The sequence below is a fragment of the Parvibaculum sedimenti genome (assembly GCF_009184905.1).
Lineage (GTDB): Bacteria > Pseudomonadota > Alphaproteobacteria > Parvibaculales > Parvibaculaceae > Parvibaculum > Parvibaculum sedimenti.
This window is the reverse complement of the sequence record NZ_WESC01000003.1, coordinates 23,232-46,415: the sequence shown is the minus strand read 5'-3', so window position 1 is coordinate 46,415 and position 23,184 is coordinate 23,232. Positions and strand designations below refer to the sequence as shown.

The window sequence follows — 23,184 nt, the reverse complement described above, 5'->3', positions numbered from 1 at the left end:
CGTCTGGGAGGGCGTCGACGCAGAGAAAGCGGCAAACGGTCAGCGATTGGAAACGCTCAGGGAGGACCACATGCCGGCTCGTACGGGGAAGCAGTTTTTGCAGGGGCTCAAGGGCCCGCGCGATATCTGGATCGGCGCAGACAAGGTTGAGGACATCACCGAGCATCCGGCCTTTGCCGGCGCGGCCCAAGGCCTTGCCGGCGTGTTCGACCTTCAGCATCAGTTCGCAGATGACTGTCTGATGGCTGACCCGGAAACGGGCGAAGCGATCAATGTCAGCCACATGATCCCGCGTTCGAAGGAGGACATTCTTCGTCGCCACAAGGGGCTGACGCGTATTGCCGAATATACGGTCGGCATTATGGGCCGCTCGCCGGACTACATGAACGTGACCTATGCGGGCTTCGCGGGCCGCGCCGACGAATGGGGCGCGAATGGCAACGAGCAGGGTGCGGAGAATCTCGTCAACTATCAGAAGTTCCTGCGCCGCAACGACATTTCGCTCACCCATACGATCATTCAGCCAACTATCGACAAGGCGCAGGGCGATGCGCCCAAGCCTGGCAATGACGTCGCGCTACACAAGGTTGGCGAAACCGAGCATGGTATCGTGGTGCGCGGCGCGCGCATTCTGGCGACGCTCGCGCCCTTTGCCGATGAACTGGCCGTCTATCCCGCCGCGCCGCTGCCACCCGGCGCGGACGATTATGCGCTCGCCTTCTGCATCCCCATGTCGACGCCGGGGCTCAAGTTCATTTGTCGCGACAGCTGCGCCGGTTCGCGCAATCTGCACGACCATCCGCTGTCCTCGCGCTTCGATGAACAGGACGCCTTCGTGATCTTCGACGATGTGGAAGTGCCCTGGGACCGCCTTCACATCAACTGCAACCTCCCGGTCTACAATCAAGTGATGACCACCGGCTGGTACCCGAACGTCATGCAGCAGACCATGATCAGGGCGCAGACCAAGCTGGAATTCGCCTGGGGTCTCGGCACGCGCATGTGCGAGGCGATCAACGGCCTGCAACCGCCTGCCATGCAGATGCTCGGTGAGATATGGACCTTTTCGGAATTCGCCCGCTCCTGCATCCAGTCGGCGGAAGAAAACGCGCATGAATTCGGCAATGGCGTCTGGTTCCCGCAAGGAGCGCCGCTCGTTGCGCTCCGCGCCACGCTGCCGACCTGGTTCCCGCGCGTGAACGAGATCATCCGCCTTCTCGGTTCGCACAACCTGCTCGCTGCGCCGACGGAGGCGCAGCTTGCGGATCCGAAGCTCCGTCCGCTCATCGACCAGTTCATGCGCGGAGCGGGTGATGTGACGGCGGAGCAACGCGCTCGCGTCTTCCGCCTCGCATGGGATTTTGTGGGGAGCGCGCTGGCGAGCCGCGGCGAACAGTATGAGCGCTTCTATCTCGCGTCCGGCGCGCGCAATCAGCAGCTGGCGCAACTTCTGGCGGAACGCGCACGCGCAGACCGCCTCGTCGATCGCTTCCTGAACGAAGGCAGCGACATCTCGCAGAAAAAGGCAATGCCTGTGGTGGAGACTGTTTGATGAGTGGAAATGTAGCGAAGGTCGCGGGCGTCGAGGTCTCGACCGATCATTGGATCAACGGACGGCGCGTCTCGTCGAAGGAGCGGTTCGCGAATTTCTCGCCGGTCGACGGTTCGCATCTGGCCGATGTCGCGGCGGCGGGCAAGGCCGAGGTGGACGAGGCGGTGGCCGCTGCTCGCAAGGCCTTCCCCGCATGGGCGGCGCTTGGTCCCAAGGGCAGGCTTCCGTACCTCAAGCGCTTCGCTGAAGGCATCAGGGCGCGTGCGGCCGAACTTGCGGCTGTCGAGACCATGGACAATGGCTCGCTGCTTCTCGGCAACCAGCACAGGGTTGTGCCGCGCGCGGCGCAGAACATCGAGTTTTTCGCAGACTGGGCGCTGACGCTCGAAGGCCATTCGATCGAAGGTGCCGAAGTCATCAATCATGTGAAATACGATCCCTCCGGCGTGGCGGCGCTCATCACCCCGTGGAACGCGCCGCTGATGCTCACCACGTGGAAGGTCGGCCCGGCGCTTGCCGCCGGTAATACGATCGTCGTGAAACCGCCGGAGTGGGCGCCGCTCACCTGCTCGCTGATGGCGGACATCGCTCATGCAGCAGGCATCCCCGCAGGGGTCCTCAATGTCGTGCAGGGCATTGGTGAAGTCGCTGGCGACGCGCTGGTAAATCATCCGGACCTCGACCGGATCAGCTTCACCGGCTCGACCGATACGGCCAAGATCATCGGCCAGGCGGCGGCGCGTTCGATCACGCCGATGAGCTCGGAGCTTGGTGGCAAGTCGCCCTTCATCGTTTGCGCGGACGCCGATCTCGACGCGGCTGCCCAGACCGTTGCGGGCCAATACATGAATGCAGGTCAGGTTTGCCTCGCCGGTACGCGCATTCTGGTCGAGAAATCGATCGAGGAGCCCTTCCTCGAAAAGGTGCGCAGCGCCGCAAGTCACATGGTCGTGGGCGATCCGCGCGACAAGGACACGCGCGTCGGGCCGCTCATTCATCCCGAGCATTTCGAGCGCGTCGCGGGTTTCGTCGAACGCGCGAAGAAGGATGGTGCGGTGCCGCTCTGGGGCGGCAGCCGCGCAAATTTAGGCGAGCTCTATTTCCAGCCGACGCTTTTCGCGCATGTGAGTCCGGAGCTTGAAATCGCGCAGCGCGAAGTCTTCGGGCCCGTGTTGACCTGGCAGACCTTTTCGTCTGATGACGAGGTGGTCGAGACCGCGAACAACACGCGCTACGGCCTTGCGGGCACACTTTTCAGCCGCAATGAAGCCCGTGCCATGAACATCGCGTCGAAGGTCGTCGCTGGCACGCTTTGGGTGAACTGCTTCTTTGTCCGCGATCTTGCGGCACCTTTCGGCGGTTCGCGCGACTCCGGTATCGGCCGCGAAGGCGGGAGCTGGAGCTTCGACTTCTACAGCGACATCAAAAACATTTCGGTCCGCAAGGGATCGTTTGCCTGAGGGAGATCAACGTGGTTCAGATCACGGAACTTGGATATCTGACGCTCGGGGTCAAGAGCCTCGCGCAATGGAAGGATTTCGCGTCGCAGATCCTCGGCCTTGAGGTCGCTGATGAGGGCGAGCCCGGGCGCAGCTATCTGCGCATGGACAATTGGCATCACCGTATCCTTCTTGAAGAAGACGGCTCGGATGATCTTACGACGCTGGGATTCCGCGTTGCGGGCGTAGAAGAATTCCGTGCCATGACGAAGCAGCTCACGGATGCCGGCGTGAAGGTTCGCGTCGGATCGCCGGAAGAGGCTGACAAGCGTCATGTGCTTGAAGTCATGTTTCTCAATGACGCGAGCGGTTTTCCGATCGAGATCTTCCACGGGCCGCATGTGCAGGCCGACAAGCCATTTTATCCGGGCCGTCGGATGCATGGGCGCTTCAAGACGGGCGTTGGCGGCCTTGGTCACCTGATCCAGCGCGAGACGGTCGGCTTCGAGAAAACCTACGAGTTCTACAAGCTTCTCGGTATGCGCGGTGGCATCGAATACCGTATTCCGATTCCGGGACTTCCCCGGCCCATCGATTTGATGTTCCTGCACTGCAATGATCGTGACCACACGCTGGCCTTCGGCCCGCCCGGTGAGAAGCGCATCAACCATCTCATGCTCGAGGTGGATAATCTCGACGATGTGGGCCTGACCTACGACCTCGTGCGCCGCGCCGGACATCCCGTTGCCATCGCGCCGGGACGCCATGCCAACGACCACATGTATTCCTTCTACTTCATCAACCCGTCTGGGTGGATGTGCGAAATCGGCTGGGGTGCGCGCAATGCGACGCATCAGTCGGAATATTACCAGGCGGATACATATGGGCATGATCCGGTGGCCGGCGTGGTCACAGGCATCATGGAAACGGCCTGACCGCTTTCGTTCTTGACTGCCCGTCATGTCACGCCGTGGCGGGCGGCCGGGAAGCGCATCGCGTCGCTTTCCGGCATTTTTCTTCGTCCAATAATGAGGACTTCCATGTCTGTTCTGACCGGCAAGAGAGAAGAGTGGCGCCGCATCCTGCATGAGGGCACGCCGAAATGGGTGCGGCCAGAGGGCGACCTGCTGCGCCTTGGCGACGGGCGTACGGTGGCCGATGCCGATGCGACCTATCTGCCGCCCTGCGATCCGACCAAGATCATCTGCATTCATCTGAACTACGATTCACGTCGCGTCGAATTCAAGGCACCGCCGCTCGTCACGCCGACCTATTTCCAGAAGCCGCTCACCGCGCTCAATTCGCATCGCGGTTTCCTCAACCGGCCGGCCGATTGCCAGTATCTCAACTATGAAGGCGAGATCGCGGCCATCGTCGGCAAGCCCATGCGCAATGTCGCGCGCGAGGATGTGTGGGATCATCTCGCGGGCTTCGCCGCCGCAAACGATGTCGGCGCACAGGACTTCCGCGATACCGATGCGGGCTCCATGCTGCGTGTGAAAGGCCATGACGGATTCTGTCCTGTGGGCCCCGGCATCGTGCGCGGCGTCGATATTCGGGAGCAGACGGTGCGCACCTATATCAACGGCAAGGTCGTGCAGGACGGCCCGGTCAGCGAGATGACCTTTCCGATCGACTACATCTTCGCCGATCTCTCACGTCACATCACCTTCCTGCCGGGAGACATCGTGCTCACCGGCACGCCGGCCAATTCACGTCCGATGAATATCGGTGACGTGGTCGAGGTCGAGGTGACGAATATCGGCAAGGTCACGAACACGGTGCAGGAAGTGCCCGCGCCGCTGCACAATGTCGGGCATCAGCCGACGGATACCGACGCGGTCCGTCGCGTCGCGCTCGGACAGTTCTGAGCGGTAGCGAAACGTAAAAAGCCCGGCAATCTTTTGATTGCCGGGCTTTTCTTTTGGCAATGTCTCGCCGATCAATCCACGCCGATGGCCTTGAGCATGGCGGGCACTTCCGTCCATTCGCGCTCCATCTGGGCGAACATGTGGTCCAGCGCGAAGTTGCGCGGGGCGCTCGCAAGATAGAAGCGTTCGTAGAGTTCGACGCGGCCACCGAGAGCGGAGCCCGCGAAGTCCCACGCCGTGCGGAAGAGCTTGGCCCTTTCTCGCGCGCTCATGCCGTTCGAACCCGGCATGTAGGTCTTGATGAGGTGGCCGATTTCCGGATTGTCGATGGCGTCGAGCGACGGCGTGGCGAGCAGGTTGTGCGAGCCGATCGTCTTGATGGCATCGTTCGCCTTCACCATCCAGCCCGGCATCATGGCGCGGGTGGCGCGGAAGGGCCGGTCGTCGGGGAAGAAGGCGCCATTGCCCCAGTCATGGGCTCCGGCTTCCGCTGCCGCGATCGCCGAACGAGTGAGCTGCGAATAGGCCCAGATCTCGCCGAGAAGGGCGGCCGTGTCAGGGCGCTTGTCCGCATTGGTCGCCTGCGCCATGCGTGTGCAAAGCTCATAAGCGAATTCGAGCTTCACGGCGGCACGGATGCAGGTCTGCTGCATGATGTTGGCCGCCCAGCCGTGACGCATCAACCCGTTATAGACGTCGAGATCGCCGTCGATGAAAACGCGCTCATTCGGGATCTCGACGTCGTCGAAGATCATGAAGGCGTCCTGTTCGTCGAAGCGCGACGAGAAGGGATGGTCGCCCGCCGATGAGTTGACGCCGTAATGGTCGCGGCAGAGCGTGATGAGGCCCTTGGTATTCATCGGGATGGAGAAGGCGAGCAGCGTGTCCGGATTGACGCTCGGCGGCTGCGGTACGCCGGGATAGACGAAGAGTTCGTCGGCGAAGGGCCCAAGCGTCGCAAGGATCTTCGCGCCGCGCACCACGATGCTGTCCTTGGTGCGGCGCACGACTTTCAGCGCGCATTCGCCGTTGACGCCCTGCGTATCGGGCAGCGACTTGTCGACGACGGGATGGATGATCGTATGGGTGAGGGAGAGATCGCCTTCGACGACTTCGCGATAGAAGCGGCGGAGCCGGTCGGAATAGGTCTTGTCGCCCTTTGATTCGAAAATGTCGTTGCGCGCGACGAAGCCTGCCAGCGTCACGTTCACATAGTCCGGCGTGCGGCCGAGCATGCCGACCGAGTAGCGGGCGAAGCGGTCGAAGGCCTTGTGGCGACGCTGAAGGTCTTCTGCGTTGCGGGGCACGATCAGGCTCGCGCTCATCGGCTTGCCGGTTTCGGGGTCGGGGACGAGGCAGTCCTCGGCGTGGGTATTCTGCCAGTCGAAATAGGCGGCCATGCCCTTGAGCGACCCGGCGAAGGCCGGATGGCTCATGATGTCCACTTTCTCATTGCCGAGCCAGACGGTGCGGTCGTCGCGCAAGCCGTCGAGATACTGTTGACCAGTACGTGCCGTCATCGTTTCCTCCCAAGCCCTGTCGGGCGGGCTCCCTATGGTTCTGGCGGCCCTTGGGGCCTATTGTGTGAAGCCAAATGATGTGACCTCACATGAATAATGTCTGAGCGTAGTCAGTTTTGCAAGGAGGCTGTTCGGTGTTCACGCCGGAAGAATTCGAAATCCTGTTGAGAGAGCGCTTCCGGCAGGAAGGGCCCGGCGTCGACGTCGCCGCGAACAGCGTCATCGTGGGCATGGTGCTGGGCGCCATGCGGGCAGAAGTGGTGCTGGAACAGCAGGTCCACCGGCCGCAGGGACTGACCTGGGCAGGGTTCCGCATGCTCTTTTGCCTGTGGATTTGCGGTCCGATGAACACGGGTGCGCTATCGCGCATGCTTTTCACCACCGCGCCAACGGTCTCCAGCGTGCTCAACACGATGGAGGGCAGGGGCTATGTCGAGAGGCGGCGCTCAAGCGAAGATCGCCGTCAGGTCTCCGTGCATTTGACGCCCGTGGGCGAAAAGCTCATCGCGCGGGCGTTCCGTGCGCAGCATGTGCTCGAAAAGAAATGGGTGGCTGGCCTGCCGCCGTCCGACATCGCCGCCTTCCTGCGCGTGTTGCGCCACCTGACGGAAAAGGTGCAGGCGGCTGAGTGAGCGTTCCCGGCCTGCTTGATTAAATGGATCGTTCCGGCGATGTTCCGGCCATGAATATGCCGAACCATCGCATCTCCGTTGCGCCCATGATGGACTGGACGGACCGGCACGACCGGTACTTTCTGCGTCTCATCACGCGTCGCACGCTGCTCTATACCGAGATGGTGACGACGGGTGCGGTCATTCATGGCGACCGCGACCATCTCCTCGGCTTCGATGCGAGCGAGCATCCGGTTGCGGTTCAGCTTGGCGGTTCAGAACCCGCCGATCTCGCAGAGTCCGCGCGGATCGCCGAGGGCTATGGCTATGACGAGGTGAACCTCAATGTCGGCTGCCCGTCGGACCGCGTGCAGTCCGGACGCTTCGGCGCCTGTCTCATGCGCGAACCTGAGCTTGTCGCGGAATGCGTCGCGGCGATGCGGAAGGCGGTCTCAATACCGGTCACGGTCAAATGCCGCATCGGCGTCGACGATCAGGACCCGGCCGTGGCGCTGCCGACGCTCGCGCGGATGGTGAGTGACGAGGGATGCAAGACGCTGATCGTTCATGCGCGGAAAGCATGGCTCGAAGGGCTGAGCCCACGCGAGAACCGCGACATTCCTCCGCTCGAATATGACCGCGCCTATCAGTTGAAGCGCGACATGCCCAGCCTGGAAATCATCATCAATGGCGGCATCCAGACGCTCGATGAGGCAGCCGCGCATCTCGACCATGTCGATGGCGCGATGCTTGGCCGTGCCGCCTACCAGACGCCCTATGTGCTGGCCGATGTCGACCGGCGCTTCTATGGCGAGACGGAGGCGCCACTGACACCGCATGAAGTGCTGGAGGCATTCCTGCCTTATGTCGAGGAGCAGCTTGCGCGCGGCATTCATCTCCACGCCATGTCGCGCCACATTCTCGGGCTCTTCCACGGTGCACCGGGCGCGCGGGCTTTCCGCCGCTATATTTCGGAGAATGCGCCGAAGCATGGCGCGGGCGCGCAGGTCATTCGCGATGCGATGGCGCTGGTGCCGCGCGAGGCGCTCGTCTCAGCGTGAGCCGATGATGGCCCAGGCGCCGCTCGCGTTGAGGATGATCTTTTCATTGGCCCGGAGTTCGGATCGCAGGAAGCAGACGGAGCGCCCCTGACGGAGCAATTCCGCGCGGCCCTCGATCCAGTCGCCTTCGCGGCCGGCGCCGATAAAGTCCATGGTGAGGGTAATCGTAGCGCAGGGCGCGCCTTCGATCGCATGGAAGACGAGGCTTCCCATCATCGTGTCGGCAAAAGTCGTCAGCATGCCGCCATGGACGACACCGAACGGATTGCAATGCCGGCGCTCTGCGCGAAAGCCCCAGGTGGCAATGCTGGCCGGTGCGTCTTGCCGCTGATAGAGCGGGCCTACGAGGCTTTCGAAATTTTCGGTGCCCGAGAATGCGCCCACGGGCGTGAAGCCCGTGGGTATGTCGATTGTCATGTCTCTTCTCCCCCCGGAGACTGTTCAGATCTTCTGGTCGTATTCGCCCACTTCCGGATTGGCGGAGAGCCGCTTGTCCACTTCGGCGAACATGCCGCGCATATTTGCTTCAGATGTCGGGCTTTCCACGACGACGACGAGGCCGGGCTTGTTCGACGAGGCGCGGACGAGACCCCAGGTGCCGTCCTCCAGCACGACACGAACGCCGTTCACGGTCACGAGATCGCGAATCTTCTGGCCGAGCATCGTTTCGCCCTTGGCCTTCATGTCGGTGAAGAGCTTCACCATGCGCTCGACGACTTCATATTTCACTTCGTCGGGGCAGAAGGGCGACATGGTGGGCGAGCCCCAGGTCTTGGGCAGGGCCTCGCGCAGTTCGGACATCTTCTTTCCCGGATTGCGGTCGAGCATGTCGCAGATGGCGATGGCCGAAACGAGGCCGTCGTCATAGCCACGACCAATCGGCGGATTGAAGAAATAGTGGCCGGACTTCTCGAAGCCGACCAGCGCGTTGAGTTCATGCGCGCGGCGCTTGATGTAGGAGTGACCGGTCTTCCAGTAGTCGGTCTTCGCGCCATTGGCGATCAGCACCGGATCGGTGAGGAAAAGGCCGGTCGACTTCACGTCCACGACGAATTGAGCATTGGGAAAGCGCGAGGAAAGATCGCGGGCAAGCATGACGCCCACCTTGTCGGCGAAGATTTCCTCGCCCGTATTGTCCACCACGCCGCAACGGTCGCCATCGCCATCGAAGCCGAGTCCGACATCGGCACCTTCCGATAGCACCTTGTCGCGAAGAGCATGGAGCATTTCCATATCTTCCGGGTTCGGATTGTAATGCGGGAAGGTGTAGTCGAGCGTGCAGTCGAGCGGGATCACTTCCACTCCGATCCCTTCGAGAACCCTGGGGGCGAAATGGCCTGCAGTGCCGTTACCGCAGGCGGCGACGACGCGGAGCTTGCGCGTGATCTTCGGACGGTTGGTCAGGTCCGCGATATAGCGCTCGGCCATATCCGTCACTTGAATGTACTTGCCGCCCTCGCGTTCCTTGAAGGCGCCGGAGAGAACGATCTCCTTCACGCGGCCCATTTCGTCGGGACCGAAGGTCAGCGGACGCTGTGCGCCCATCTTCACGCCGGTCCAGCCATTTTCATTGTGGCTGGCCGTTACCATGGCGACGCAGGGCACATCGAGCGCGAATTGCGAGAAATAGGCCACGGGCGACAGCGCGAGGCCGATGTCGTGAACTTCGCAGCCAGCGCGCATCAGGCCGATGATGAGGGCTTGCTTGATCGAGACCGAATAGGACCGATAGTCCTGACCGACGGCCACCGCGGGCCGCACACCCATTTCGTGGAACAGCGTACCGAGGCCGAGGCCGAGCGCCTGCACGCCATTGAGGTTGATCTGCTCGGGATAGAGCCAGCGCGCATCATATTCGCGGAAGCCGGAGGGCGAGACGAGCGGCTGCGTCTCGAATTCATAGGTATTGGGCTTCAGGTCGGCGCGCGGTTTGGGAAACATCCCTCTCTCCTTGATGTCGCATTCTTACCGATCGTTATAGACGATCGGAACACTTGTTTGGGCGCGGATTTTGTTTTGTTTGTGGCAAAGCCGGGGGCGGCGTGGCGTCCCCGCGTTTTAATTGTTCTCTTTCATTACTCGCGGAGGACGAGCCGGTTCCCCTGAAATTCAAAGCCGCGCAGCTCGTTGAGGAAACTCATGCCGAGAAGCGACTGCCCGAGCCCGTCGCGCGACACTGAGGCTTTCACATTGCGCACCTTGATGCCCGCAATGTCGATCTCGTCGAGCGTCACCCGCGCGGCCATGATCGTGCCGTTGGCCGTGCTGTAGGGAACCGTATAGGCGAGTTTCGAGAGATCGAAGCCAAGCCGTTCCGCGTCCGACGCCGTCAGCGCGACGTCGGTCGCGCCGGTATCGACCATGAAATGGACATGGGTACCGTTGACCAGCGCGTCGGCGGCGAAATGACCGGAGAGGTCGCGCGCGAGGTAGACGACGCCCGGCGCCGTTTCCACCGGCTGGCTCGGCACCAGCTCGCCCATGGCGCGCTGGGCCAGCGTTCCGCCGAGGTCCATGAAATCCTCGCGGTAGGAATAGGTGACGACGAGAATGAGCGCGATGGCAAGCCAGGCCAGCGCTTGCTTCAGAGCGAGGCCAGCAGGCCCCCGCCAGCCGACGATGACGCTGCCGAGGATCAGCGTGAGCCAGGTGAGGCCATAGATGAGGCGCATCTTCCGGTCTTCATCCGCCAGTACGCCCGGAAAGCGGCTGTTCAGGAAAAAGAGCAGGGCCACCACAGCGAGCAGAACCAGCGCCGCCCATGTCCATCGATTGTCTCTCATGGCGAAAAGCCTAATTTGAAGGCGTGACCAAGGTGTGAAAGTTTTTCATAGGGAGTCGTCCCCGCGAATAGGGGGCGCTCTTGATCTTGCGATTGCCAACAGCTATTTACATCTTATCGTGCGCTTGACGAATAAATAACAATTCATATTGGTGAAATGAGCGACAAGGTCGTAAAGCTGGGTGGACGGATCGCGGAGAATGTTTCCGCGCGCCTCGGCTTGCCTGCTTTCGAGCCAGGTTGGGTCTGGCTCGTCGGTGCGGGACCGGGCGATCCGGGCCTGCTGACGCTTCATGCCGTCAACGCGCTCAATCAGGCCGATGTCATCGTTTATGACGCGCTGGTGGACGAGACCATGCTTGGCCTCGCTAGCCCCCGCGCGAAGCTTGAATATTCCGGCAAGCGCGGCGGCAAGCCCAGTCCGAAGCAGCGCGACATTTCTGCCCGCCTTGTCGAGCTGGCCAGGCAGGGCAAGCGTGTGCTGCGGCTCAAGGGCGGCGATCCCTTCGTCTTCGGGCGTGGCGGCGAAGAGGCGCTGGCGCTGGTCGATGCGGGCATTCCATTCCGCGTCGTGCCGGGTGTCACGGCGGGCATCGGCGGGCTCGGCTATGCGGGCATTCCGGTGACGCACCGCGATGTCAACCACGCCGTGACCTTCATCACCGGCCATATGGCGGGCGGGGACCTGCCGGAACATCTCGACTGGCCGTCAATCGCCAAGGGCTCACCCGTCATCGTGCTTTACATGGCGCTGTCGCATCTGCCGCGCATCGCCGAGCTTCTGATCGCCAATGGCCGGACGGCGCATGAACCCGTCGCGCTCGTCCGCAATGCGACGCTGAAGGATCAGGAAGTGCTCGAGACGACGCTGGCCACCGCCGCCGTCGATGTCGAGCGCACGGGCTTCAAGGCGCCTGCCATTATCGTTATCGGCGAGGTCGTGCGGCTGCGCGAAGGGCTCGATTGGCTCGGCGCGCTCGAAGGCCGCGTCCTGAAGCGCGATCCGCTGGAGACGCGCGCGACGCGCGACGCCGTCTAAAGCGCTGCTTCAAACCGCCCGCTTGCGATTTGGGCTCCCGCCCCCTAAAGAGGGATTCCATTCCTCCAAGCGGACAAGGCCCATGACACTCATCGTCAAAGACAGCAACGGCACGCAGCTCAGCGACGGCGATTCCGTCATGGTTATCAAGGACCTGAAGGTGAAGGGCACTTCCGTCACGCTGAAGCGCGGCACGGTGATCAAGAATATCCGCCTCACCGGCGACGAAGACCTGATCGAGTGCAATGCCGAAAAGGTGAAGGGCCTCGTCCTGCGGACCGAGTTCCTGAAGAAGGCCTGATCAGCCTACTGGATCGCCAGCCCGCCGCTCTGCTAGCTTCTCCGCCGACCATCGAAAGGACTGGCGGATGAGCGACGTGACAAGCGAGGCCCCGACGCGCCGCAGCCGCTTTCTTGGCGGTGTCGCGCCTTTTGTAAGCGCATGGCTGCTCGCATTCGCCGCCGATGGCGTTCTCTCGACGCTCGACGACCTGTCGATGGGTTTGGGAGCCTTTCATGGCCTCACGCTCCTGCGCGAAATCGTTGCGGCCATTGTTCTCGCGTTCGCGGTCTTTGTCGCGCTGATCCTCGTCTTCGTGCCGCAGGTGCCGAAGCGCATATTCGTTCTGCCTGCCGTCTACGCCTTTTGGGCCAATCTCTGGGGCTGGCCGCTCGCCGCGACGGCAGGGCAGCCGCTTTCGAGTCTGCCGCTCGACTTCATCCAGATAGCCCTCGCCGCGTTGGCTCTCTATCAGGTCAGGAAGCTGAGCGGACGTTTCCTGCTTCGCGCCACCGATCTTCCCGTGAAGACGCACCTCGTTCGCCGCACATTCATTGCGCTGGGCGTCGTGTTCCTTGGGCTGCTGGTCGCGATGCCGATCGTCGGCGCAAAGCTCGTCGCATCCGCAGTTGAAGAGCACACGGGCGGCTATATCGACTTCACGTCGAAAGGTATCGAAGCGCACGAGTCGGTTTTCACGAAAGATGGAAAGACGGTCCGTCTCATCGGCATGATCCATATCGGCGAAGGTCGCTTCTACCGCGATCTCTTCGCGAGCTTTCCTTCCGATGCGCTGGTATTGGTCGAAGGGGTGAGCGACGAGAAGGGGCTGCTCAAGGGCAAGTTTTCCTACAATCATATCGCTGGCGCGCTTGGTCTTGCCGAACAGTCGGGCATTCAGGCCGAATGGATGGCGAAGAAGGCGGGCGAGACCGCTCAAAAACCTGCGGCCGATGCCGCTGTGCCGCAGGTGTCGAATGTGATCCGCGCAGATATCGACATCTCCGATTTCTCAGCCAAGACCGTCGATTTTCTCCGCGAGGTCGGTGAACTCTACAGCGCTCCCTCGATCTGGGTGGCCTGGCGTCGCATCCAGTCGATGAGCGACCGCTACACTGACAAGGATGTGAGCGCTATCTATGTCGAACTCATCGACAAGCGCAACGCGAAGCTGATTTCCACGTTCGACAAGAATGCGGGAGGATGCGCGACGGTCGTCATTCCGTGGGGCGCGGAACACATGCCCGGCATAGAAAAAGCCTTGCGCGCGAGAGGCTATGTCTTCCAGTCGCGCCACGCGCTCAATGTGGTTGAGTATGCGGCGCTCTTCTAGCGGAAGGCAGTTTCACGCCCACGCGCAACCCGCCGAGCGGACTCTCTTCCAGCGTCAGCTCGCCGCCATAGGCTTCGACGATGTCGCCGACGATGGCGAGGCCAAGGCCGCTTCCTGATTTCGTCTGGTCGAGGCGCACGCCGCGTTCGAGCACGGCATGGCGAGAGGCTTCAGGAATGCCGGGGCCGTCATCGTCGATCACCACGGTCACTATGCCGTCCCGTGCGATGGAAGAGAGGCACACCCTGGTCCGCGCCCATTTGGCTGCATTTTCGATGATATTGCCGAGCAGTTCCGCGAGATCGTCCGGGTCGATCGCTGCCGATACATGCGGAGCAATCTCGTTTTCCCACTGCAAGGCGCTGCCGAGCGGCGTCTTGCGAATGGTCTGAATGAGGCGTTCTGCCAAAGGCGCGACCGGTGTTGCAGTGCGCTGGCTGCCTCTCAGGCGGGCTTTGGTGAGTGCTCGCTCAATGTGGCGGTGCATCGCCTCGGCTATGTCCTCGATGTTTCGCGCAGTTTCCGCGTCGCCGCGTTCGCGCAACGCCCGGGCGTCAGCGGCGAGGGCCGTGAGCGGCGTCTTGAGGCCATGGGCGAGGTCGCCCGCGCTGGCGCGGGCCTGCTCGATGGCCTTTTCCTGCGCGTCGAGCAAATTGTTCACCTCTTCCGCAAGCGGCATCACTTCTTCGGGGAAATCATGGGGCAGGCGACGGCGAATGCCGGAGCGTATGGCGCCGACGCCGCGCCGGATTTCCTCCAGTGGGCGAAGGCCGAGCTGCACCTGCGCCCAGGCGGCGCCAAGAAGCACGGCACCGAGCAAAATGAGCGAAGGAATGAGATCGCCTGCGAAGGCGCGCGCTGCCGTTCGCGCCTCGGAAGCGTCGATGCCAACGGCGATGCGGAGCGTCCGGTTGTCGCCGCCCGTTCGATAGGTGATCGACCGTTCGCGAACGATGAGCTGTGCCTTTCCGGGCCCCGCCAATTCATGTCGATGAACCGCGCCGTTGCCGAGCGTGTCGCGGGGGAGCGCCAGCGTCGTGTCCCAGAGAGAACGGGAGCGCAGCAGAGTGCCGCGCGCGTCATCGCCGACCTGCCAATAAAGGCCGCTCAACGGCTGGTCGAAGCGCGGATCAGACAAGGGTGTCGAGATGGTCGCCGTGCCATCGGGCGCGAAGGTGACGAGGCCCGCGAGTTGGTTCAGATAGGTTTCAAGTTCGCTGTCGATGCGCTGTTCGACATGGCGCTCGAAGAGATAGACGAGTCCGACACCGGAAATCGCCAGCGCCAGCGCATTCGCAACGAGTGCCATGAAGAGAAGGCGCAGGCGCAGCGAGCGCAGCTTCATGGTGCGGCCTCCGCAACCATGTAGCCGAAGCCGCGCCGGGTCTCGATCAGATCGACGCCAAGCTTCCGCCGCACCCGGCCCACCATGACTTCGATGGCGTTCGACTCGCGCTCGAAATCCTGCGCGTAGAGATGCTCCGTCAGTTCGAGTTGCGATACGACGCGGCCGGCATGATGCATGAGATAGGAGAGGAGGCGATATTCCTGCGGCGAAAGGTTCACCGGCACGCCATTCACGGTGACTTCCATGCGCCGCGTGTCGAGACGGACCGTGCCGTTGACGAGGATGGAGGAGGCCTGTCCGGCAGCGCGGCGGATCAGCGCCCGCAACCGCGCGATCAGCTCCTCCATCTGGAAGGGCTTGGGCAGATAGTCGTCGGCGCCCGCGTCGATGCCCTCCACGCGCTCGGCCCAGCGCCCGCGCGCAGTGAGCACGAGAACGGGAAAGCGCCGCCCCGCATCGCGCCAGCGTTTCAGCACGGCAAGCCCGTCCATGCCGGGCAGTCCGAGGTCGAGCACCACCGCGTCGAATTCTTCCGTATCGCCACGAAACCAGGCCTCCTCGCCATCAGCCTCGCGCTCGACGGTGAAGCCCGCCGCCGTCAGCGCCGTGGCGACATCGGCGGCGATCCTGTCCTCATCCTCGACCAGAAGAACGCGCATCACTCGCTCTCCCGCTCGATGATGCGGCCTGTCGCGGCATCGACCTTGATTTCCTCAAGATGGCCTTTGCCGTCGATGATCCGGAATTCGTAGACCCAGAGACCGTCATCGCGTTCGAGTTCGATGTGGGACACTTCGCCCGGCGCCTCGCGCGAGACCATCGGCATGATTTCTTCGAGCGACTTGATCTCGCCGCGTTCGCGCGCGTGGCGGGCGCGATCATGGTCGTGTTCCTCAATGTTTTCGCGGGCGGTCGATTCCCCGGCCATCGCCTGCGGCACAAGGGCGCAGAGCGGTGCTGCCAACGCAAGCGCCGCCACGAGTTCTCGCCATTTCATTCGCCGTTCGGTCATTGCGTCAGGATCGCATCCGGCAGCTGACAATTCGCTGACAGGGGCACTCAGCTCTCTGTCAGTGCCACTCCGCTAGGGTCGCATTCGTCGGGGATCGGAGCGATCCCGTTCAACAGGAGAGTTTCACAATGCGTAAGATGCTTCAATTGTCCGCCGTCGTCCTCGCCATGGGCGCGGCTGTTCCCGCCTTCGCCGAGGAAGAGGGCAAAGCGAGCTGTGGCAATGCGCCGCGCGAACAGTGGCTCAGCGAAGACGCCATCAAGGCGAAGGGCACCGCGCTTGGCTATGAGGTCCGCCGCGTGAAGGCCGAAGACGGCTGCTACGAGCTCTATGTGGTCGACAAGAACGGCGCCAAGGCCGAACTCTACTTCAACCCGGTCACCGGCGAGCGCGTCAACGGCAAGGAAGACGACTAATGTCTCCCGCGCTCGAGACTTTGGATGCCGGCCGCGAAATGCGGCCGGCCACCGTCCGCGTCTGGGACCCGCTGGTGCGCATCTTCCACTGGTCGCTGGTGATCGCTTTCGCGACCGCCTGGGCCACGGGTGACGAGCTTCAGAGCGTTCACGAGATCGCGGGCTACACGATCGCCGGACTTGTCGGCATCCGCCTTGTCTGGGGCCTTGTCGGCAGCACGCATGCGCGCTTCTCCGACTTCATCTACCGGCCCTCGACGGTGATCCGTTATCTCTTCGATACGGTCCTGTTCCGCGCGAAGCGTTACATCGGCCACAACCCGGCAGGCGGCGCGATGGTGATGGCGCTTCTCGCCATGCTCGCCGCGCTTTGCGGCACCGGTATCATGATGACGACCGATGCCTTCTGGGGCATCGAATGGGTCGAGGAAGTGCATGAAGCACTCGCCAACCTCGCGCTGATCCTCGTCGGCCTCCACATCGCCGGTGTCTTCGTCGCCAGCGCCGAGCACAAGGAAAACCTGGTGCGAGCCATGTTCACCGGCCGCAAGCGGGCGGAGTGATGCGGAAGAACAAACGGGCGCAGCATTCATTTGCCGCGCTCGCCATTATTTACAGGTGGGACAAAGAAACTTTCTCGCTACGTGAGATGCTATCCTATCGAGGTCACCCATCAAAATTGCCTTGAGTGGACAAAACCTTGTCCGACGGCGAGAAACGTTAAAACTGGTATGTCATTTGTCGGACGCGATAGGCGTTCGACCTGAATATATTGTGGAAACGAGGTGCGAACACGGCCTTCTCGCCGAGCGCCCCATAGGTATTGGTTCGCGCATACTGCTGGGTAGCGACTTACTTGAGGTGAAACTTTTGAGTGGTCATTCTTCGCGCGAACTGTGATGCGCGGTGCTCTTTAAGTACTCGCGAGAACTCAACCCCGCAGTGGGAGGGGGAGGCATATGGGTTATTGTGAGCTTTAACCGGGCGATGTCTGTATGCCATTTCCGGTTCTTTTTTCGATCCGGAAAAAAACCAGATAGCTTGATGCTTGTCGTAACTCAGCTCGACACCACTTTTTTTTGCAGCGTCACTGTATTGATGCACCTTGTGTACCGCCAAGGCCACCTGGCCTTCTTCATTTTGCCACTTCCACCGGTGATAAGTTGCAATCTCGTCAATCTTCTCTATTTCAAGAGAGTTAACCGAAAGGTGGTCATTTGATGGATCGGCACTTGGAGGATCCGGTAAAAATGCTGCGACTGCAGGCCTTCTGTTTTTGAGGCGGTGTACTTTGTCGATATATCGTACGAGCTGTTTTTTGCCCGAGAATGTTGGTGTATTCACTTGGCTTTCCATCGTAGGGGGGCAGCGCGATGTAAGCGCAAAATTTGAGCTACCGTATCGACGCTATCGGCGCCTTCTAAAATGGTATTGTTACTAAATAACCCAAAAAAAACGGACTGATCGGCAAAACGAAGATCAAGCCGCTGGCGGGCCGATTTATACCATTCCGTGTGAAGAGAGCCGTCCGAGGAGAGGCTAATTTCTGGCTCGGCGGCGTCGTTTCGAACCAGAGACCAGAACTCAATAAATCGTTTCAGGGATGATGAGCGAAGTCCCAACGAACCTGGCCCGTGCCATCCATCTGTATACATCGCGATGCGGACAAGACTCTCATACATCGCGATACTTATACTGGCGCGACCAAGGCGCCCCCAGTTTGTCAGCAGAGGTTGGGGCATCGTATCGGTGGATGGATTTAGATCGTCGTCCGCCGCATCGGGGTGCCTGGGGAGGTGTTTGGCTGCACCCTCGGCATGAATCACCGAAAGCCGATGTTTGGTCGAACTGATCTCGTCGCCGATGTCCCAATCAATCGGCGATATGTCGGTTGTATCCATGCCTAATTAATCCACTGAGAATTTGGCCATAGTCGTTGGCAGGATGAGTTGTTTGAAAAATGGACTCGTAATTCCATGGGCGAAGTCGAGCCACTTTTCGACATTTTTGATAAATGGTGCAGGAGTTTTCAGCGCCAATATACCACTTTGACCAGTTGTGACTTTTGTCTCTAGCCGAACTATTTGTTCCTGATTTCCGTTATTCGTCGCTGATCCGATATCGAAGCTAAAGATGGTGTCCTTCCATCCTTTCAGGTCTCTGCGAAATAAAAGGCGACCATCCGCGTCACCGCCAAAAGTGCTACGCTCCGAGAGCATTGGTGGAAGATCTAATTTGAGAGAAGTACCTTTTTGTAGAAAATCGAAAAGGGCAGCTTTTCCGAAGAGAGACCTGTCGAACACGTCAACGTAGCGAAGCTCTAGAAATATCGGAGCTAGTGGAAAAAATCCGAGCTTCGGATATGAGGAAAATAGCGACGTGAGACCTTTGGTGATAAGGGTCTTATAAGAAGTCCACTCGTATTGTGACGCATCGTTGCAGGCAAATATGCCGGGACCGATCTGCAGCAAGGGGAACGGTTTGCTGTCGTCTTTATAATAGCGGCGCACTACTCCATAGGGGGCGGTCTGTAATGGGGAAACTAGCTGTTTAGATGATGCGAAACCGAGTTTCTTTGCGTTTTTTGTAAACGCATCGAGTAGCGGTATTAAGCCTGGATCATTTTGTAATGTGAGAGGCGTGGTGGAGTCACTCTGTAGCGCCCATCGTAGCTCGAACACAACTTCTGCCAACGGAGCATTAGGTAATCGATTCGATGAGGATTGTTTTTTGGCCATTGGGAGCCGGACCGTTCATATGAATTAAATCGTACGATAAATTCTAACCCAACTTTTCGAATCTTGCATCTGAACTTCAGTGACTGCGACGCCCTCGGTGAGATATAATATTACCTTGGTCGGTGTAGATGTCTGTTCAACGAGCTCTTTAAAGCAAGGAGCGAGGCCTTAATACACGATCAAAAACAAAGATCGCCACGCTCGCCGCGCCCGCGATTCCTGCGATCATCAGGAAAAACGCGCCCTTGTCCATCCCGCTCCAGAAGCTGCCGAGCCAGCCGGCGAGGAAGTTACCTGCGAAGTTGGTCAGCAACCAGACCCCCATCAGCATCGAGAGAAGCGAGGCAGGGGCGATCTTCGAGACGAAGGAGAGACCTGTCGGCGAGAGATAGAGTTCGCCCATGGTGACGATGGCGAAATAGGCGAAGAGCCAGAAGGGGCTGGCCTTGCCTGTCGCGCCTGCTTCATAGGCGGCGGCGACCATGATGAGATTGCCGAGCGCGACGCCGAGGCAGCCGAGCGACATCTTGACGAGGGTCGACGGCTCCGTGCCGCGCCGCGACTGCCGCGCCCAGAGCGCGACGACGAAGGGCGTGAAGGCGAAGATCATGAAAGGGTTCAACGACTGGAACCATGTCGTCGGCACTTCACCCCGCCAGACGAGAAGGTTGACGGCGCGGTCGGTATATCCGTCCGCCCACAGAGCGATGGTGTTTCCCTGCTGTTCATAGGTCGCCCAGAAGAAGGCGACGAAAACGCAGAGAAGCCCCAGCGACCCGATGGAGCGCCAGTCGTCGCGGGTGAGCGGCGCCCGGGGCGCCGCCGTTGCCGCGCGCGGCATCTCGGCAGGGAGGTCCGGCGCACCGAAATGGTAGATCGCGATGGCGATCAACATGCCGATGCCCGCCGCGGCGAAGCCGTAATGCCAGCCGATGCGCTCACCCAGAGTTCCGCAGACAAGCGGTGCGAGGAAGGCGCCGAGATTAATGCCGACATAGAAGATCGAATAGGCGCGGTCGCGCCGTGCGTCGCCGGGGGCGTAAAGCGTGCCGACCTGGCTGGAAATATTGGGCTTGAACGCGCCATTGCCGAGAATGAGCGCCAGCAGCGCGAAGAGAAACAGATGCTCGACGGCCATCATGAAATGGCCGAGCGCCATCAGCAGCGCGCCGATGATGACCGTGCGGCGATGGCCGAGCCAGCGGTCGGCGATGTATCCGCCGAGAACGGGCGTGAGATAGACGAGCGCCGTATAGGAGCCGTAGATCTGCGAGGCGAAGGGCTGCGCGTCGAGCGGGCCGAAGACGCTCTCGAAGATGCCGCGCAGCGCGTCGAGGCCGAGCACGCGGTCGCGGTTTTCCGGCAGCAGCAGATATTTGACCATATAGAGGGTCAGCAGGGCGCGCATACCGTAATAGGAGAAGCGCTCCCACATCTCCGTGCCGAAGAGGAAGGCGAGGCCCCTTGGCTGGCCGAAGAGGTCGGGGCTCCGCGCTGTCATTTGGCCAGCATCGCGGCGAGGCGGGCGGGCAGGGTTTCCATGACGGCGCGCCGCTCTCTTTCGGTCAGGCGCGACCAGCGGGCGATCTCCTCCAGCGAGCGGGCGCAGCCGGTGCAAAGTCCGCTTCTGGCGTCGATCGCGCAGACATTGATGCAGGGGGTTGAGATCGGTGGCTGGGCGTTCACGTCATTTCCGGGTTCTATCGCGGTCCGGGGCAGGGTATAGGAAGGCACCTCCCAATTCCGAGACAAATATAATGACCCGTCCGCCCTCTGGCCTGCCTTTCGACGATATTCGCGACCTGATCGCGGGGCTTCCCGCCGGGGATGATGTGGCGACCGTCACCGCCGCCGCCCATGCGGGCGAGCTGGTCGATGTGGGTGGCCTCGGCCGGCTCGAGGAAATCGCGGTCTGGCTCGCCCGTTGGCAGGCCAATCCGAAGCCCGCCGTCGAGCGGCCTCTGGTCGCGATTTTCGCCGCCAATCATCAGGTGGCGTCGCGCGTTTCCGATCTGCCGCAGGCACGGACCCGCCAGATGGTCGAGCTTTTCGCGGCGGGCGGTGCAGCGGTGAACCAGTTCGCGCTGGCGGCCAATGCGGGGCTGAAGGTCTTCGACCTCGCGCTCGACATGCCGGTGCCGGACATCACGGGCGCCGATGCGCTTTCCGAGCAGGCCTGCGCCGCGACCATGGCCTTCGGCATGGAAGCGATTGCGGGCGGGGCCGATCTTCTCTGTGTGGGTGCGGCCGGCGTCGGCAATGGCGCGGTGGCTGCGGCCCTTGCAGCGGCGCTATTCGGTGGCGAGGCATCCGACTGGACGTCCGATCCGCGCGAGCAGGCCGTGGTGGAAGAGGCGCTCGCCTTTCACGGGACCGCGCTTCGCGATCCGCTGGAGGCGCTTCGCCGCCTGGGCGGGCGCGAGCTTGCCGCCATTGCGGGCGCGATCCTTGCCGCCCGCTACCAGCGGATTCCGGTGCTGCTCGACGGTTTTGTCGCCAGCACGGCGGCGGCCGTTCTCCACCGGCAGGACAAGGGCTCGCTCGATCATTGTCTCGCCGCGCATCGCTCGGGTTCGGTTGCGCATGACATATTGCTCGAAGCGCTGGGCAAGGAGCCGCTGCTCGACCTTGGGCTGGCGCTTGAGGATGGTACGGGCGCGGCCTTGGCCATCAGTCTCGTCAAATCGGCCGCCGCCGCCCATTCGGGCATGGCGACCCGGACGCAGGCAGGACTCGACTGAGCCCGATTCGTTGCTTCCAGAGCAACCTGCCGCAGGGGCAGGCGGGGAGTTTGCGCACAGGACCCCGTTTCCCCGCGCACAGCCGCCGGCCTTGCAACGAGCCGGAGGGCCGCTAATATCACGGCCAAAATAAGTGGCCGGGCGTCTTGATCGCGCCGGCCCTTTCGCGCGTAAAAGTCGGCAGTTATGCGGAAGCACTGGTTCCGTTTGCCGCCGAACAGGAGGACGTTTCGATGGATATGAGTTTCTCGCCGCAGGACCTCGCGTTTCGCGATGAAGTCCGCACCTTCATTGCCGAGAACTATCCGAAGGACCTGAAGTCGCGCCGGACCCGCGGCGAGATGACCAAGGAGGAAATCCTCACCTGGCATCGCATCCTCTACAAGAAGGGTTGGGTTGTCCCGCACTGGCCGGTGGAATATGGCGGCACGGGCTGGACGACGACGCAGCGCTACATCTGGAATGAAGAGAACGCGCGCGCCGAGACGCAGGCGCTTCTCCCCTTCGGCCTCGCCATGGTCGGGCCGGTCATCTACACCTTCGGCAATGAAGAGCAGAAGAAGCGCTTCCTGCCGGGAATTCTCTCTGCCGATGTCTGGTGGTGCCAGGGCTATTCGGAGCCGGGCGCCGGTTCGGACCTTGCCGGCCTCAAGACCCGCGCCGTGCGCGAAGGCGACCACTATGTTGTCAACGGTCACAAGATCTGGACGACGCTCGCGCAATATGCCGACTGGATGTTCTGCCTTGTCCGCACGGACGCGAACGCCAAGGCGCAGGAGGGCATCTCCTTCCTTCTCATCGACATGAAGACGCCGGGCATCACCGTTCGTCCCATCATCACGATGGACGGGGCGCATGAAGTGAACGAAGTCTTCCTCGAAGACGTGAAGGTGCCGGCCGAAAACCTCATCGGTGAGGAAAACAAGGGCTGGACCTATGCGAAGTTCCTGCTCGGCAATGAGCGTTCGGGCATCGCGGGCGTTTCGCGCTCCAAGAAGGCGATCGAGCGTCTGAAGTCCATCGCGACCGCCGAACTCGTCGACGGTTCGCCGCTTCTCAAGACCGATGAGTTCTCACGCAAGGTTGCCGAACTCGAAATCGATCTTACCGCGCTCGAAGTGACGGAATTGCGCACGCTGGCCGCTGAAAGCAAGGGGGCAGGTCCGGGACCGGAAGCCTCTATCCTCAAGATCAAGGGCACCGAGATCCAGCAGCGCATCACCGAACTCACGCTCGAGGCCGTCGGCAATTACGGCCACGTCAACGTGCCGACGGGCGATCTCACGGGCAACGAGTTCGTCGCCGGGCCTGATTACTCGAACGGCTCCGCGCAGAACTATTTCAACATGCGCAAGACTTCGATCTATGGCGGATCGAACGAAATTCAGCACAACATCATCGCAAAAATGGTGCTCGGCCTTTAAGGAGGTCGCAAGCGCCG

The 23,184-nt window shown here is 61.4% G+C and carries 25 protein-coding genes; 13 read left to right on the top strand and 12 right to left on the bottom strand.

Features of this window, described 5'->3' with window-relative positions; translation table 11 throughout:
* The first annotated feature begins 70 nt into the window (after positions 1-70).
* The 4 genes from F2P47_RS03775 to F2P47_RS03760 all read left to right on the top strand — a co-directional run bounded on the left by F2P47_RS03775 (position 71) and on the right by F2P47_RS03760 (position 4,862).
* The gene (locus tag F2P47_RS03775) at positions 71-1,552 is read left to right on the top strand and encodes a 4-hydroxyphenylacetate 3-hydroxylase family protein (RefSeq protein WP_152214840.1); all 1,482 of its coding nucleotides are present in this window, start codon (positions 71-73) and stop codon (positions 1,550-1,552) included.
* Positions 1,552-3,012 (top strand): aldehyde dehydrogenase, encoded by a 1,461-nt coding sequence (locus tag F2P47_RS03770; RefSeq protein WP_152214839.1) that lies wholly within the window; start codon positions 1,552-1,554, stop codon positions 3,010-3,012. Before F2P47_RS03775 ends, F2P47_RS03770 begins: the two co-directional genes overlap by 1 nt.
* A gap of 11 nt (positions 3,013-3,023) precedes the next feature.
* Entirely contained in the window at positions 3,024-3,926 is a 903-nt protein-coding gene (locus F2P47_RS03765) for a VOC family protein (RefSeq protein ID WP_152214838.1), read from the top strand.
* A gap of 105 nt (positions 3,927-4,031) precedes the next feature.
* On the top strand, positions 4,032-4,862 hold the full coding sequence (locus F2P47_RS03760) for a fumarylacetoacetate hydrolase family protein (protein WP_152214837.1): 831 nt from the start codon (positions 4,032-4,034) through the stop codon (positions 4,860-4,862).
* Between the two features lie 71 nt (positions 4,863-4,933).
* Here F2P47_RS03760 and F2P47_RS03755 read toward each other — a convergent pair whose 3' ends face one another.
* Entirely contained in the window at positions 4,934-6,382 is a 1,449-nt protein-coding gene (locus F2P47_RS03755) for a 4-hydroxyphenylacetate 3-hydroxylase N-terminal domain-containing protein (RefSeq protein ID WP_152214836.1), read from the bottom strand.
* A gap of 134 nt (positions 6,383-6,516) precedes the next feature.
* On the opposite strand from F2P47_RS03755, the gene F2P47_RS03750 reads away from it, so the two are divergent.
* Positions 6,517-7,014 carry a MarR family winged helix-turn-helix transcriptional regulator gene (locus F2P47_RS03750; protein WP_152214835.1) on the top strand — a complete coding sequence of 166 codons (498 nt, stop codon included), beginning with the start codon at positions 6,517-6,519 and terminating at the stop codon, positions 7,012-7,014.
* Positions 7,015-7,064: 50 nt separating this feature from the next.
* Positions 7,065-8,054: a tRNA dihydrouridine(20/20a) synthase DusA gene (gene dusA / locus F2P47_RS03745; RefSeq protein WP_152214834.1), complete on the top strand. Its 990-nt coding sequence runs from the start codon at positions 7,065-7,067 to the stop codon at positions 8,052-8,054.
* Here dusA and F2P47_RS03740 read toward each other — a convergent pair.
* The 3 genes from F2P47_RS03740 to F2P47_RS03730 all read right to left on the bottom strand — a co-directional run bounded on the left by F2P47_RS03740 (position 8,046) and on the right by F2P47_RS03730 (position 10,837).
* Positions 8,046-8,471, bottom strand: coding sequence for a PaaI family thioesterase (locus F2P47_RS03740; protein WP_152214833.1), 426 nt, complete (start codon positions 8,469-8,471; stop codon positions 8,046-8,048). The two genes, dusA and F2P47_RS03740, sit on opposite strands and share 9 nt — an antisense overlap.
* A 24-nt stretch (positions 8,472-8,495) precedes the next feature.
* Positions 8,496-9,995, bottom strand: a complete 1,500-nt coding sequence (locus F2P47_RS03735; RefSeq protein WP_152214832.1) for a phosphomannomutase/phosphoglucomutase — start codon at positions 9,993-9,995, stop codon at positions 8,496-8,498.
* 134 nt (positions 9,996-10,129) lie between these two features.
* A complete protein-coding gene (locus tag F2P47_RS03730) occupies positions 10,130-10,837 on the bottom strand; it encodes a retropepsin-like aspartic protease family protein (protein WP_152214831.1) in 708 nt (235 codons plus the stop codon).
* A gap of 156 nt (positions 10,838-10,993) precedes the next feature.
* Here F2P47_RS03730 and cobA point away from each other — a divergent pair, with 156 nt between their 5' ends.
* The 3 genes from cobA (at position 10,994) to F2P47_RS03715 (ending at position 13,488) form a co-directional block, all read left to right on the top strand.
* Complete coding sequence (gene cobA, locus F2P47_RS03725; protein WP_152214830.1) at positions 10,994-11,875, top strand: uroporphyrinogen-III C-methyltransferase; 882 nt, start codon at positions 10,994-10,996, stop codon at positions 11,873-11,875.
* A gap of 82 nt (positions 11,876-11,957) precedes the next feature.
* On the top strand, positions 11,958-12,176 hold the full coding sequence (locus F2P47_RS03720; protein WP_152214829.1) for an alkylphosphonate utilization protein: 219 nt from the start codon (positions 11,958-11,960) through the stop codon (positions 12,174-12,176).
* A 67-nt stretch (positions 12,177-12,243) separates the two neighbouring features.
* Complete coding sequence (locus F2P47_RS03715; protein WP_152214828.1) at positions 12,244-13,488, top strand: hypothetical protein; 1,245 nt, start codon at positions 12,244-12,246, stop codon at positions 13,486-13,488.
* Here F2P47_RS03715 and F2P47_RS03710 read toward each other — a convergent pair.
* The 3 genes from F2P47_RS03710 to F2P47_RS03700 are packed head-to-tail and all read right to left on the bottom strand — an operon-like array spanning position 13,457 to position 15,848.
* The gene (locus F2P47_RS03710; RefSeq protein ID WP_152214827.1) at positions 13,457-14,833 is read right to left on the bottom strand and encodes a sensor histidine kinase; all 1,377 of its coding nucleotides are present in this window, start codon (positions 14,831-14,833) and stop codon (positions 13,457-13,459) included. The two genes, F2P47_RS03715 and F2P47_RS03710, sit on opposite strands and share 32 nt — an antisense overlap.
* Complete coding sequence (locus F2P47_RS03705; protein ID WP_152214826.1) at positions 14,830-15,495, bottom strand: response regulator transcription factor; 666 nt, start codon at positions 15,493-15,495, stop codon at positions 14,830-14,832. The genes F2P47_RS03710 and F2P47_RS03705 overlap by 4 nt, the downstream gene beginning before the upstream one ends.
* Complete coding sequence (locus F2P47_RS03700) at positions 15,495-15,848, bottom strand: PepSY domain-containing protein (protein ID WP_152214825.1); 354 nt, start codon at positions 15,846-15,848, stop codon at positions 15,495-15,497. Before F2P47_RS03700 ends, F2P47_RS03705 begins: the two co-directional genes overlap by 1 nt.
* A gap of 128 nt (positions 15,849-15,976) precedes the next feature.
* On the opposite strand from F2P47_RS03700, the gene F2P47_RS03695 reads away from it, so the two are divergent.
* Together F2P47_RS03695 and F2P47_RS03690 are read left to right on the top strand one after the other, a co-directional pair.
* Positions 15,977-16,264, top strand: a complete 288-nt coding sequence (locus tag F2P47_RS03695) for a PepSY domain-containing protein (protein WP_246176726.1) — start codon at positions 15,977-15,979, stop codon at positions 16,262-16,264.
* Complete coding sequence (locus tag F2P47_RS03690; protein WP_152214824.1) at positions 16,264-16,827, top strand: cytochrome b/b6 domain-containing protein; 564 nt, start codon at positions 16,264-16,266, stop codon at positions 16,825-16,827. Before F2P47_RS03695 ends, F2P47_RS03690 begins: the two co-directional genes overlap by 1 nt.
* A gap of 289 nt (positions 16,828-17,116) precedes the next feature.
* Here F2P47_RS03690 and F2P47_RS03685 read toward each other — a convergent pair whose 3' ends face one another.
* From F2P47_RS03685 to F2P47_RS03665, 5 genes are all read right to left on the bottom strand, one after another.
* Entirely contained in the window at positions 17,117-17,608 is a 492-nt protein-coding gene (locus F2P47_RS03685; protein WP_152214823.1) for a hypothetical protein, read from the bottom strand.
* Entirely contained in the window at positions 17,605-18,165 is a 561-nt protein-coding gene (locus tag F2P47_RS03680; protein ID WP_152214822.1) for a hypothetical protein, read from the bottom strand. Before F2P47_RS03680 ends, F2P47_RS03685 begins: the two co-directional genes overlap by 4 nt.
* A 6-nt stretch (positions 18,166-18,171) precedes the next feature.
* Positions 18,172-19,002, bottom strand: a complete 831-nt coding sequence (locus F2P47_RS03675) for a TIGR04255 family protein (RefSeq protein WP_152214821.1) — start codon at positions 19,000-19,002, stop codon at positions 18,172-18,174.
* A 148-nt stretch (positions 19,003-19,150) separates the two neighbouring features.
* On the bottom strand, positions 19,151-20,503 hold the full coding sequence (locus tag F2P47_RS03670) for a peptide MFS transporter (RefSeq protein WP_152214820.1): 1,353 nt from the start codon (positions 20,501-20,503) through the stop codon (positions 19,151-19,153).
* On the bottom strand, positions 20,500-20,688 hold the full coding sequence (locus tag F2P47_RS03665; RefSeq protein ID WP_343032301.1) for a DUF1289 domain-containing protein: 189 nt from the start codon (positions 20,686-20,688) through the stop codon (positions 20,500-20,502). Before F2P47_RS03665 ends, F2P47_RS03670 begins: the two co-directional genes overlap by 4 nt.
* 71 nt (positions 20,689-20,759) lie before the next feature.
* Here F2P47_RS03665 and F2P47_RS03660 point away from each other — a divergent pair, with 71 nt between their 5' ends.
* A complete protein-coding gene (locus F2P47_RS03660; protein ID WP_152214819.1) occupies positions 20,760-21,743 on the top strand; it encodes a nicotinate-nucleotide--dimethylbenzimidazole phosphoribosyltransferase in 984 nt (327 codons plus the stop codon).
* 233 nt (positions 21,744-21,976) lie between these two features.
* Positions 21,977-23,167: an acyl-CoA dehydrogenase family protein gene (locus F2P47_RS03655; RefSeq protein ID WP_152214818.1), complete on the top strand. Its 1,191-nt coding sequence runs from the start codon at positions 21,977-21,979 to the stop codon at positions 23,165-23,167.
* Positions 23,168-23,184: the final 17 nt, after the last annotated feature.

Excerpts from the sequence above, each read along its gene's own strand:
- F2P47_RS03775 (WP_152214840.1), top strand. The coding sequence starts at position 71 with ATGCCGGCTCGTACGGGGAAGCAGTTTTTGCAGGGGCTCAAGGGCCCG.
- F2P47_RS03770 (WP_152214839.1), top strand. The coding sequence starts at position 1,552 with ATGAGTGGAAATGTAGCGAAGGTCGCGGGCGTCGAGGTCTCGACCGAT.
- F2P47_RS03760 (WP_152214837.1), top strand. The coding sequence starts at position 4,032 with ATGTCTGTTCTGACCGGCAAGAGAGAAGAGTGGCGCCGCATCCTGCAT.
- F2P47_RS03755 (WP_152214836.1), bottom strand. The coding sequence starts at position 6,382 with ATGACGGCACGTACTGGTCAACAGTATCTCGACGGCTTGCGCGACGAC.
- dusA (WP_152214834.1), top strand. The coding sequence starts at position 7,065 with ATGAATATGCCGAACCATCGCATCTCCGTTGCGCCCATGATGGACTGG.
- F2P47_RS03740 (WP_152214833.1), bottom strand. The coding sequence starts at position 8,471 with ATGACAATCGACATACCCACGGGCTTCACGCCCGTGGGCGCATTCTCG.
- F2P47_RS03735 (WP_152214832.1), bottom strand. The coding sequence starts at position 9,995 with ATGTTTCCCAAACCGCGCGCCGACCTGAAGCCCAATACCTATGAATTC.
- F2P47_RS03730 (WP_152214831.1), bottom strand. The coding sequence starts at position 10,837 with ATGAGAGACAATCGATGGACATGGGCGGCGCTGGTTCTGCTCGCTGTG.
- cobA (WP_152214830.1), top strand. The coding sequence starts at position 10,994 with ATGAGCGACAAGGTCGTAAAGCTGGGTGGACGGATCGCGGAGAATGTT.
- F2P47_RS03720 (WP_152214829.1), top strand. The coding sequence starts at position 11,958 with ATGACACTCATCGTCAAAGACAGCAACGGCACGCAGCTCAGCGACGGC.
- F2P47_RS03715 (WP_152214828.1), top strand. The coding sequence starts at position 12,244 with ATGAGCGACGTGACAAGCGAGGCCCCGACGCGCCGCAGCCGCTTTCTT.
- F2P47_RS03710 (WP_152214827.1), bottom strand. The coding sequence starts at position 14,833 with ATGAAGCTGCGCTCGCTGCGCCTGCGCCTTCTCTTCATGGCACTCGTT.
- F2P47_RS03705 (WP_152214826.1), bottom strand. The coding sequence starts at position 15,495 with ATGCGCGTTCTTCTGGTCGAGGATGAGGACAGGATCGCCGCCGATGTC.
- F2P47_RS03700 (WP_152214825.1), bottom strand. The coding sequence starts at position 15,848 with ATGACCGAACGGCGAATGAAATGGCGAGAACTCGTGGCGGCGCTTGCG.
- F2P47_RS03695 (WP_246176726.1), top strand. The coding sequence starts at position 15,977 with ATGCGTAAGATGCTTCAATTGTCCGCCGTCGTCCTCGCCATGGGCGCG.
- F2P47_RS03690 (WP_152214824.1), top strand. The coding sequence starts at position 16,264 with ATGTCTCCCGCGCTCGAGACTTTGGATGCCGGCCGCGAAATGCGGCCG.
- F2P47_RS03680 (WP_152214822.1), bottom strand. The coding sequence starts at position 18,165 with ATGGATACAACCGACATATCGCCGATTGATTGGGACATCGGCGACGAG.
- F2P47_RS03675 (WP_152214821.1), bottom strand. The coding sequence starts at position 19,002 with ATGGCCAAAAAACAATCCTCATCGAATCGATTACCTAATGCTCCGTTG.
- F2P47_RS03670 (WP_152214820.1), bottom strand. The coding sequence starts at position 20,503 with ATGACAGCGCGGAGCCCCGACCTCTTCGGCCAGCCAAGGGGCCTCGCC.
- F2P47_RS03660 (WP_152214819.1), top strand. The coding sequence starts at position 20,760 with ATGACCCGTCCGCCCTCTGGCCTGCCTTTCGACGATATTCGCGACCTG.
- F2P47_RS03655 (WP_152214818.1), top strand. The coding sequence starts at position 21,977 with ATGGATATGAGTTTCTCGCCGCAGGACCTCGCGTTTCGCGATGAAGTC.